This is a genomic window from Lentihominibacter sp. (assembly GCF_046951855.1).
Lineage (GTDB): Bacteria > Bacillota > Clostridia > Peptostreptococcales > Anaerovoracaceae > Lentihominibacter > Lentihominibacter hominis.
In genome coordinates this window covers 1-10,044 of the sequence record NZ_JBKTXS010000047.1, presented here as the reverse complement: position 1 = coordinate 10,044, position 10,044 = coordinate 1, and the positions used below count along the sequence as shown (strand labels likewise).

The 10,044-nt window shown below is 39.8% G+C and carries 12 protein-coding genes, 1 tRNA gene and 1 riboswitch; of the genes, 5 read left to right on the top strand and 8 right to left on the bottom strand.

The window, feature by feature from the left end; genetic code table 11:
* From ACLR96_RS09615 to ACLR96_RS09595, 5 genes are all read right to left on the bottom strand, one after another.
* A partial coding sequence (locus tag ACLR96_RS09615) for a thiazole synthase (RefSeq protein ID WP_412265779.1) occupies positions 1 to 542 on the bottom strand: 542 nt, incomplete at its 3' end.
* A 27-nt stretch (positions 543 to 569) separates the two neighbouring features.
* Positions 570 to 1,205, bottom strand: coding sequence for a sulfur carrier protein ThiS adenylyltransferase ThiF (gene thiF, locus ACLR96_RS09610; protein ID WP_412265777.1), 636 nt, complete (start codon positions 1,203 to 1,205; stop codon positions 570 to 572).
* Positions 1,205 to 1,399, bottom strand: coding sequence for a sulfur carrier protein ThiS (gene thiS, locus ACLR96_RS09605; RefSeq protein ID WP_177269168.1), 195 nt, complete (start codon positions 1,397 to 1,399; stop codon positions 1,205 to 1,207). Before thiS ends, thiF begins: the two co-directional genes overlap by 1 nt.
* 297 nt (positions 1,400 to 1,696) lie before the next feature.
* A riboswitch (TPP riboswitch) is annotated at positions 1,697 to 1,800 on the bottom strand.
* Between the two features lie 65 nt (positions 1,801 to 1,865).
* On the bottom strand, positions 1,866 to 2,234 hold the full coding sequence (gene crcB, locus ACLR96_RS09600; RefSeq protein WP_412265774.1) for a fluoride efflux transporter CrcB: 369 nt from the start codon (positions 2,232 to 2,234) through the stop codon (positions 1,866 to 1,868).
* Positions 2,224 to 3,168, bottom strand: a complete 945-nt coding sequence (locus tag ACLR96_RS09595; RefSeq protein WP_177269166.1) for an EamA family transporter — start codon at positions 3,166 to 3,168, stop codon at positions 2,224 to 2,226. Before ACLR96_RS09595 ends, crcB begins: the two co-directional genes overlap by 11 nt.
* Positions 3,169 to 3,399: 231 nt before the next feature.
* On the opposite strand from ACLR96_RS09595, the gene ACLR96_RS09590 reads away from it, so the two are divergent.
* The 4 genes from ACLR96_RS09590 (at position 3,400) to ACLR96_RS09575 (ending at position 4,791) form a co-directional block, all read left to right on the top strand.
* Positions 3,400 to 3,487: transfer RNA gene (locus ACLR96_RS09590), tRNA-Ser, on the top strand.
* A gap of 141 nt (positions 3,488 to 3,628) precedes the next feature.
* Positions 3,629 to 3,757: a hypothetical protein gene (locus ACLR96_RS09585; protein WP_283242297.1), complete on the top strand. Its 129-nt coding sequence runs from the start codon at positions 3,629 to 3,631 to the stop codon at positions 3,755 to 3,757.
* 181 nt (positions 3,758 to 3,938) lie between these two features.
* Positions 3,939 to 4,310 (top strand): helix-turn-helix domain-containing protein, encoded by a 372-nt coding sequence (locus ACLR96_RS09580; protein ID WP_177269164.1) that lies wholly within the window; start codon positions 3,939 to 3,941, stop codon positions 4,308 to 4,310.
* Positions 4,311 to 4,449: 139 nt separating this feature from the next.
* Complete coding sequence (locus ACLR96_RS09575) at positions 4,450 to 4,791, top strand: helix-turn-helix domain-containing protein (RefSeq protein ID WP_177269162.1); 342 nt, start codon at positions 4,450 to 4,452, stop codon at positions 4,789 to 4,791.
* Positions 4,792 to 4,845: 54 nt separating this feature from the next.
* Here ACLR96_RS09575 and ACLR96_RS09570 read toward each other — a convergent pair whose 3' ends face one another.
* The 3 genes from ACLR96_RS09570 to ACLR96_RS09560 all read right to left on the bottom strand — a co-directional run bounded on the left by ACLR96_RS09570 (position 4,846) and on the right by ACLR96_RS09560 (position 8,320).
* Positions 4,846 to 5,106, bottom strand: coding sequence for a TIGR04076 family protein (locus ACLR96_RS09570; protein WP_177269160.1), 261 nt, complete (start codon positions 5,104 to 5,106; stop codon positions 4,846 to 4,848).
* Between the two features lie 116 nt (positions 5,107 to 5,222).
* A complete protein-coding gene (locus ACLR96_RS09565; RefSeq protein WP_177269158.1) occupies positions 5,223 to 6,845 on the bottom strand; it encodes an amidohydrolase family protein in 1,623 nt (540 codons plus the stop codon).
* A gap of 29 nt (positions 6,846 to 6,874) precedes the next feature.
* Complete coding sequence (locus ACLR96_RS09560) at positions 6,875 to 8,320, bottom strand: MFS transporter (RefSeq protein WP_177269156.1); 1,446 nt, start codon at positions 8,318 to 8,320, stop codon at positions 6,875 to 6,877.
* Positions 8,321 to 8,570: 250 nt separating this feature from the next.
* On the opposite strand from ACLR96_RS09560, the gene ACLR96_RS09555 reads away from it, so the two are divergent.
* The coding region (locus tag ACLR96_RS09555) for a M28 family peptidase (protein ID WP_412265770.1) at positions 8,571 to 10,044 on the top strand (1,474 nt) is incomplete at its 3' end.

Sequence of the window (10,044 nt, the reverse complement as noted above, 5' to 3'; positions counted from 1 at the left end):
ATAATAGGCACATCTATTTCGTTTATCAATATCTGAATGAACTCTTTAGTGGCAAGACCCTTGTTGGATCCTATTGGGGACGCCAGCGGCATTACCGATGCAGCTCCTGAATTAACCAGATCTCTCGCCGTATTGAGATCCGGATACATATAAGGCATTACCACAAAGCCTTCCTTAGCAAGTATTTCAGTTGCTCTGACTGTTTCACCATTGTCAGGGAGCAGATATTTTGAATCCCTCATTATCTCGATCTTGATGAAATCCCCACATCCCAGTTCTTTAGCCAGTCTGGCTATCCTTACAGCTTCATCGGCATCCCTTGCACCGGAAGTGTTTGGCAGAAGTGTTACATTTTCCGGAATGTAATCCATTATATTTTCCTCATCCTTTGTGTTGGCTCTCCTAACAGCCAATGTGATTATCTCAGCTCCGGCATATTCCACTGCGGCCTCAATAAGGTTCAGAGAGTATTTGCCTGATCCTAAAATGAATCGTGAATTAAATTTATATCCTCCTATTATAAGTTCATCATTTTTCTGCATATAAATTCCTTCTTTCTTTATCTGTTGTTATACATCATATTTACCTGCAATGATCCTCATTATCATATTGGCCTGATGTGCCGCACATATCATAACTCTGGATGAAAACAGCCCATCCCCCTTATCCGCATCACTGATTTCATCACCGCAAAGATAAAACTTTTCTGTTACTTTCCTTGTCCTTATGGTATTTGAGGACAGTATCCCTGCCATTCCCGATCCCGATACTAAATACTTTTCCGGCATATTTTCAAGAATAAAATTTGCCAGCATTGCTTTGGCTTCTGCCACATCAAAAGCTTCGCATATAATATCATCATTTCTCAAAAGCCTCCGGATATTTTCCTCTGTAATCCTTACCGTATCCACAGTCACCTTCACATAAGGCGCTATCATCAGAAGATTCTCCTTTAGCGCTTCTGTTTTAAAAATTCCCGGTTGATGAGCCATATATTGCTGTCTGTTCAGATTGGATATATCCACTCTGTCAAAATCTATAAGATGAAGATGGCCCACTCCAGCTCTGGCAAGTGCTGTTGCCACATTAGAGCCAAGCCCTCCGAGACCGCATATAGCTACCGATGCGTCAGCAAATCTGTCTTGAAGCACCTTTCCGTGTCTTCTGTCAAGTTCCCTACGCATCTCTTCTCTTGAAGGTATCATCAGCCACCTCCGACAAAACTTACTATCTCAACTATGTCTCCATTCTCGAAGGCTGTATTTTCATATTGACTTTTAGGGACTATTTCCCCATTTTTTTCTACTGCAACACGCTTTAAATCATATCCTTCTTCGGACAGGTATACAGCAATCAATTTCCCTTTTGCATTACAACTTTTACCATTTATTTTCACCATGGCATGCACCTCCTCATTCATCTATATTTCACTGAAAAACTTCCCAATACTGAAATACTCTGCTTCACAAGCCACATCAGACAACTTGGCAAAACGAACAGTGTCATCCAACAAAAATCGAAATACCGCAGATGCAATAAATACCTGTATTTTACAGTGCCTTTCTCCAAATAACAAATCCAGTAAAGCTTTTCTTTATAAACCGATCCACTCCAGTTAATCCCTCAAAATACAAAAAACTCATAAAAAAAATTCCCTTAAACGGGAACTTCCTGTAATACTTAATTTAAAAAGAAAACTTGTATTTCCGGACTTCCCTACGTTGGCATTATCCAAATCAGGTAATGGGTCGAAGGTCATACCTTCCTCTCAGCCTGTCATACAAGCTCCCCGCCATTTATTTGTTAAAAATATTATAACCTCAGCCTTATATAAAAGCAAGTTTTTTATCTATAGCATCCAGTCCTCAGCTTATCATAGCTCTGCCTGCCCATACGCCTCCTATACAAAGAATAACACTGACAGCCACATAAACTGTAAACGCCGATATCTTCCCGCTTTCCAAAAGTCCCAGAGCCTCAAGAGAAAAAGTCGAAAAAGTAGTAAATCCTCCGCATATTCCCACCTTTAGAAAAAGCAGTACAGGGCCGCTTACAAGCTCACATGTTTCCGCCGATTTTACAATCATTCCTATTAAAACCGCGCCCAGAACATTGACTGCCAAAGTCTGAAACGGTATATCATGCCTGTTCAAAAACGGTATCAATCCTATGAGATATCTGAACACTGAACCTATAAAACCTCCGACTCCTACAGCTAAACAATTAATCAACATGCTCTTTGACCTTCCTTCCCTCAGAAGCCATCACCTCATTAGTATCTCTGCTTTCCGGTCTGCAAAGAAACCACAACGCTGCGATCGTCACTGCAAGACCGCACAGAGACAGCGCCGTCGGCACTTCACCGAAAAACAAAAGCCCGAATACCATCGCAGCCGATGGTTCCCCGCCTGCAGCCAAAATGGAAACTTTCCCGGTATCTACATAGGAAAGGGAAAGCGTATACAACACATACGGCAGAACAGAAGTACAGAGTGAATTCAAAAATATAAATATTGAATTCCCCACAGGTGCTGTCACAATAAATTCCCCGATAATATCCCAGTCTGTAAACGGTATCATCACAATGGCGCCAATCAGCAAACTGTAAAATGTAATAGTAAATACATTATAATTCTGTTTCATGGCAATTTTGGAAAATATACTGTAAAGAGCATAGAATAATGCGGCAGCAAGACCTGCCAGAACACCTAACATGGACAGACTCATCCCGGCTACGGATTCAAAGACACCGCTTACCAGTACACATCCCAATATCGCTAAAACAGCGCAGCCAATCTTACGCCCGGTTATCTTTTCCTTTAATATTATAGCAGCCAAAATCATTACAAACACAGGGGATAAACTGAGCAGCACAGCCGCAAGCGATAAAGCCAGTCCGGAAATAGCGTAATTATAGAAAAAATTCAATCCAAGCATTCCCAGAATGCCACTTCCAATAAATATCCAAATATCTTTAGGCTTTATCTTAAGCATAGACCTGTCAAAAGCCATAATCCCCACAAATAAAATGAACGCCGCAACGGCAAACCTTATAAATATAATAGTAAAATTATCAAAACCGAAGGCCTCAAGCGTACGTACAAAAACTCCCGCAGAACCCCAAAAAACACCTGACAGCACAGGAAGAATCAACATCATCTTCTTCATCAAACACCTCATTTGTAACATATCATTTGCCTAACAAACAAAATACCATAAACATATCTTTTTATCAATACAGCCAATATATTTACAATAGCCACGACAACATGTATTTTGGCTGAAACTTTATGTATTTGCATTATATCACCGCTGTATCTCAAGCAATTTATATTCTTCTTGCATAATGTTGATTTTTTTGTTATAGTATATAGGCAGTTTATTAAAAATTATACATTTGGAGGATTGACCGAGTGGCTAAGGAGCTCGCCTGGAAAGCGAGTAAGGTGTAACAGCCCCGTGGGTTCGAGTCCCATGTCCTCCGCCATGAATAAAAACACGTTCATAGGGCGTGTTTTTATTCATTTGTGAATGAAAATAGGGCGAGAATCCACGGGTAGAGAAAGTCCCATACGGATTTTCCATTATCCTGTGTTTCGGGCTCGTTGCATGTGACGGAATTTACAAAATGGCTGAATTATTAAATAAAGAATTGACTGAAGAAAACGAAGCCGAATGCGATGAATACGGAGAAAAACTTACACAAGTCTATGACGAATGCGCGAAAGAAGTAAGCGATGGCTGCGGAATTGAATAAATATCATCAATTTATTATTAAGTTCAGAATACATAAACCCGGATTTTAAAAAATCCGGGTTTTTTATAACTATCTGACAAAGTTTATACCTCTATACCGCTATAACGGTTTATCAATCCGTCATATAAAGCTTCCCTCCTTTTCAATATTGCTTTATGCTCTTATGGAAGGAGTGATTTATGTGACACTACAACAGAACCTATCGAATTTTATGAACGCCATCCGTTCAAGTCGAAAACAATCCATTACTGAATTTGCTAATGAAATTGGTATTTCGCGATCTGAAATGCAGCAGATTTTAAAAGGTTCCTGTAACCTTCGTATCGACACTGTAAAATACATTGCCGATAACCTAAAAATCGATCCTGCATTACTGCTTTTTCCATCTTATTCTGAAGTTCAATATGAATTCGCACTGCTTATATTGGACATCTTGGATACATTTTCCAAAATTCCAAAAGACAAACAAACTGATGCAGCAAACAATTTTCACCAGCTGCTTCTAATCATGATTGAAAACGATGATTTAAATACTGATATTCAAACAGATTAATACATTCTTTTTTACATGCAGAGATCATATAATCTTTCCTGCCTTTCTGTTGTACCATTATAATGATATGGCATACTTTTATATAATCCTTTCTTTATCTGCGATATTGTTTTATTCTCATAGAATAGGAGGGATTCATGTGTCTTTACAGCAAAATTTGTCGAATTTCATGAATACTATACGTTTGAGCAGAAATCAGTCTATCACGGAATTTGCAGAAGAAATAGGTGTTTCAAGATCTGAGATGCAGCACATCTTAAAAGGAACCTGCAATCCACGTATCGATACTCTTAAATATATAGCTAAAAATCTGGATGTAGATCCTGCCACACTTATTCTTCCTTCATATACAGAGCCTCAACAGGATTTTGCCTTGCTTTTGCTTCGTACTCTGGATGCTTTTCTGGAACTTCCGGAAGATCAGCAGGAGAATGCTGTATATTTATTCCACCAACTGATACTTCTCATGAAGAAACGTTGATAAATAATATCTCAAAGAATATATAACACACGGTCACGGGCAGAATGCGGCGATCTATTTTTTTATTTCCAATTTAAATATATTGATAACATCAGAATCAGGGCAGCAGAACCTAAAATCGCCGGTTTTACACTCCGGCAGCTGACCGCCATAGCGCATTATGTCTATATAAGGAAAGGCCACGTGCATGACCATGGGACATATTTTTCCCCTTTCGGTATCAAAATCAAAGCTGTCACCTATTTTATGACCTCTGTGGCATGGATATTCGCCTTTCTTATCTACCAGCGTTATTAAGATCCGTGGTTTTTTCATATTCTGCTCCTTTCATACTTCATCATTGAGAAATTATATAATATATGTATAAAAAAATAAAGAAGCTGCTCACAAAGATTTTACTCTTCGATGAGACAGCCTCTTTCTACAGCACGCTATCCTTTATATATTATCTTGCCTTCGGAAACAGTCTGGATAACTTTTACTTTATATATGTCCTGATGAGGAACTTCAAAGATATTTTCTTCCAGTATTACAAGATCTGCACATTTTCCAACCTCTATAGAACCTGTGATATCTTCCATTCTAAGCGCGTATGCATTCCCCATAGTAAATAGCTCCACCATCTGCTCAACGCTGAGCCTCTCCTCAGGAGCAAGCACCAGATCCATATCATCAGGATTCTCATCTATACCTACTCTTGTCACTCCTATCTGAATTCCTCTTAAAGGAGCGGGAACAGGCGTCACGTTATAATCGCTTGCTCCTCCCAGTATTATTCCTGCATCAAGAAGGCTCTTCATAGGATATTCATGATATGCTCTTTCTCCCAGATACGGAACCTCTATATCCTCAAAGAAGCCTCTATATTTAAAATGCCAATATGGATTGGTAACTGCCGCCACTTTATGTTGTTTGATCCTGGAATAATCAGCGGAATCTACAATCTGAAGATGAGTAATTACAGGACGTCTGTCTCTGGAAGGGTTCTTTTCATTTATAAAATCCAGTGCATCCAAAGTCATTGACGTAGCCGCATCCCCTATAGAATGAACATGGATATCAAATCCCAGCTCATCTACTTTTCTGCAGAATTCATTCATATCATCCTTGTTCCATATAGGGTCCCCTGCATAATTCTCGCCTTCATAAGGCTGCTTTAAAAATGCAGTCTTTCCCTCCACGACACCATCGGCAAAAAGTTTCACCTGCTGTATTTTAAACATATGTGAATCAACATCTTCTCTTATCTTAGGGAATTCATCTATATGCTTATATGAATCCGTCTCCGAACTTTTCAGAGCTCCTCTCATTTTGCAGATGAGCCTCCCCTCATCGTTAAGCTCCCTGATGGCCGCAATAGCATCATCTTCAGGATCCAGCAAAGGGTCCATGATTGAAGTGACTCCATACTGCGCAAAGTCTTTCTGTACCCATTCGATAGCTTTTTTATAATGCTCTTTATTAAATACCGGCTTTACCGAATCTACAAGAGCTATAGCAGCAAATTCTCTGAGTGTTCCGCTCGGTGTGCCATCGTCTTCTCTTTCGATTACATTGCCTGCGGGAACCTGTGTATTTTTGTCTATGCCGCACAAATCCAGAACATATGTATTTACCCAAAGAGAATGCTTATCATGTGACCACATAAGCATAGGCTTATCACTACATATTTCATCAAGTACTTTTCTGGACGGTCCATTCTTTCCAAAAAAAGGATTTTCCCATCCCGCACCTTCATATACAGGAAGCTCCGGGTTTTTCTGAACAAATTTTCTTATTGTTTCTATATAAAATTCAACATTATCAGCTCCGAATAACGATACCTTAAACAAACTATCTATAGCTCCCCACGTAACATGCCCATGAGCTTCTATGAATCCCGGCAGCATCATCTTCCCGTCCAGATCTACTGTTTCTTTCGCTTCAATGGACTTTGCCTCATCATTAGTTCCTACAAATGTAATCTTTCCGCTTTTGACAGCCACTGCCTCAGCCCAGCTTTTGCTGCTGTCAACAGTATATATCTGCCCATTTATGTATAAAATATCATTCATTTATATCGCCCCCGTTTCCGTACTTGTGTTTATCTATATTTCTTGTTCAACACGTGAGCAAATCCTTCAGTATTATATTCCCTGCCCGCTCTCTTATTCTCAAGCTGCGCATACAGCTTATCATAAACATCCTTTTTCATAGGATATACTATTATTATAACGGCACTGAGAACAAAGAAGAGTCCTGCTGCTCCGCAGATCATTGTCTGTATGGCGTTTAATACAGGTTCAGGATTATTGGCTCCCAATGTTTCATCATATCCTACTTTAGAAAGTACAGCTCCTATGGCAGATGCTGCAATAGCGTATCCGCCTTTCTGGCAGAAGAGATAGAATGACATCATAGTTCCTTCCCTTCTTTTGCCTGTCTGAAATTCATCTACTTCTATTGCATCATACATCAGAGGCATATTCATCGACCAATATGCTGATGAACCTATTACGTAAAATACACAGAACAGGCATGCTATCCACATTGAATTTACATCAATAAAATTGAATATGATCATCACAATTCCCGAAAACATCACCAGAACAGAATAAACCTTCGCCTTATCAAACTTCTCTACTACTTTCATTAAAATAGCTATTACAATGATACCCCCGAAAGATATGATAGACGTACATATAGTCATCCTCATTTCTGACAGTCCCACTACATAAAGCAGAAAATAAACCATTGTAGTCAGGAACAGACAATATCCTATCCTAAACATCAAAGATGACAGAGTAGCCATAAGATACGGTTTTATGCTCAAAACTGCTGCAGCATCTTTAAAGAAACTTGTCTTTTCCTGTTCTTTCTCTTCTTCAAAGTCTATTTCTATTCCCTTAGTCGAAAGGAATACTACAATCAGAGTCGCCACACATAATGCACCCTCCAGCCACGCCGTATAGTGCCATGCTTCATAATCCGAAAATCCTCCTGATTTGAAAAAGGATACAAACATTGTAGGCGCCACTGTTGAGAAAAACACTCCGATATACTGTACGATCTGCGCCAGCATTCTGATCTTTGTTCTCTCTTCATTATCTGACGTTAACGATGCTCCCATTGAGTAATATGGGATGCTGAAACAGCTGTAAGATAACCAAAACAGCAAAGTCATAATCAGAAAGTAAACATTAGTGGCGGCTGTTGATAATCCGCCAATTTTTGTAAAAAGCAGCAGATATGAAACAAATAACGGTATGATTGCGATAAGCAGCCACGTTCTTTTTTTACCAAACCTCGTCTTTGTCTTATCAGACAGATTCCCTACAATAGGATCTGAAAACATATTCCAGACAACGCCTATTGTTAATATCGCTCCCGCCCATGCAGGATTGACGCCTGTAAAATTCGTAAGGAAAAACAACAAAAACGCTGCTACAAAATCATAGGCCAGCGTATCTGTGGCGCCCCCCACCGAATAACCGACTTTCTTGGCGAAAGAAACCTGATGTACCTGTTTGTTCAAGTTATTACCTTCCATAAGAACACCTCCTAAATCCAACTTACATTATCACTACTTCAAAATAATTATACGCAATTATACATAATCGCCATGACTATGAAAATAATTTAGTTGCTAAGTATTTTGTCTTTTTCAAAATTTCTGTCTTTTTCGACTTTTCATTGTTATAATTTTCAAAATTTTCTTGACACTTATAGCTGCGGATACTACAATATATTTCAAAACTGCTATATCTGCTTAAAGCAGATCATTGAGAAGGAGGCCAGTTATGCACAAAAAAATTATATCCGTCATATTTGCCTTTGCTTTGACCCTGAGTCTTACCGCATGCGGCAAACCTGATTACAGCGAAAGCTTCACAGATTTTGAAGAAGCTATCGATACCGAATACGGCAAAGAAATCATTAAAAATATCAGCAGCTTTGGCGATGACCCGGTTACAGGCAATCGTTCTGCCGGATCACCTGCCGAATCACAGGTACTTGATTACCTCAAGGCCGAAATGGAGAACATAGGTCTTAAAAACGTCACATCAGAAGAGATCACAGTTGATACATGGTTATTTAAAGGGGCTGATCTTACTTTCATCGATGCCGACGGCAAAGAGAAAAAAATAAACTTAGGCAGCTATCAAACGACACTGCAGGCCGACAATGAAGAACTGGAGCTCGTCTATGTGAATAAGGGAACTGCTGCCGATTACGAAGGAATCGATGTTACCGGCAAACTGGTACTTCTGGATGTCGATCAGAATGAAGACTGGTGGATAAACTATCCTGCATATCAGGCAAAAGTAAAAGGCGCCAAGGCTGTTATCGCCATGTCGGTATATCCTGAAGAAGGCCCTGACAGAATAGGCGTGCAAGATGTCTGCGGACCTGCTGACGCTCCTGCCTTAGCCATAAGTGAAGAAGACAGCAAAGCATTACAGAAAGCCATAAAAGACGGAAACGGAGAATCCATAACGGTAACTCTCAATGCTGATTCCAAAGTCACAGAAGACGGCACGTCACACAATCTCTGGGGAGAAATTCCTGGGAAAACCGATGAAACCATCTTCCTCTTCGCTCACATGGATGGATATTTCCACTCAGCATATGATGATGCCCAGGGAGCTGCAGTTTCTATGTCTATAGCAAAAGCTATCATTGACAGCGGATACAAACCTGACAAGACTATTCGCATATGTATGCACGGCTCTGAAGAATGGGGAGTTTCGGGCAGTGAATACGACTGGTCCACAGGAGCATACGAAGAAATCATGACAAATCATCCTGAATGGGCAGAAGGAGCCTTTGCCATAGTCAACAATGACGGAGCTTATGCTGTAGAAGGGGAAACATTTGCCGGAACAAGAAGTGCTGTCGAACTGATGGATTTTGTCAAAGACAGCATCGGTGAATTTGAAGATGATACGGTATATGAATGGTCTTTTGATAAAACAAGTGTTTATACAGAAGATTTTCAGTGGGCAAGAGAAGGCATACCTGCCATAGTTGCCGGTTCAGGTGAAGGTTCCAAGTATGATGATATGGGGTATCATTCAAGTTACGATAGCTGGGATGCTCAGCCACTGGATGAAAACGGCTTCAAAGATGTCATCAGAGCCTTTGGAAAAATTACTCTGGATTTGGATGCTCTTGATGTAAGACCTATGAACTTCACCGCAAGACTACAGGATTTCGAAGACAGTCTTACTGATACCGATCAATTTGATACTCTTCTTGAAGACGGATATACTG

Bases quoted from the DNA above. Each gene is read 5' to 3' on its own strand.
- thiF (WP_412265777.1), bottom strand. From the start codon at position 1,205: ATGATACCTTCAAGAGAAGAGATGCGTAGGGAACTTGACAGAAGACAC.
- thiS (WP_177269168.1), bottom strand. From the start codon at position 1,399: ATGGTGAAAATAAATGGTAAAAGTTGTAATGCAAAAGGGAAATTGATT.
- crcB (WP_412265774.1), bottom strand. From the start codon at position 2,234: ATGTTGATTAATTGTTTAGCTGTAGGAGTCGGAGGTTTTATAGGTTCA.
- ACLR96_RS09595 (WP_177269166.1), bottom strand. From the start codon at position 3,168: ATGAAGAAGATGATGTTGATTCTTCCTGTGCTGTCAGGTGTTTTTTGG.
- ACLR96_RS09585 (WP_283242297.1), top strand. From the start codon at position 3,629: ATGGCTGAATTATTAAATAAAGAATTGACTGAAGAAAACGAAGCCGAA.
- ACLR96_RS09570 (WP_177269160.1), bottom strand. From the start codon at position 5,106: ATGAAAAAACCACGGATCTTAATAACGCTGGTAGATAAGAAAGGCGAA.
- ACLR96_RS09565 (WP_177269158.1), bottom strand. From the start codon at position 6,845: ATGAATGATATTTTATACATAAATGGGCAGATATATACTGTTGACAGC.
- ACLR96_RS09560 (WP_177269156.1), bottom strand. From the start codon at position 8,320: ATGGAAGGTAATAACTTGAACAAACAGGTACATCAGGTTTCTTTCGCC.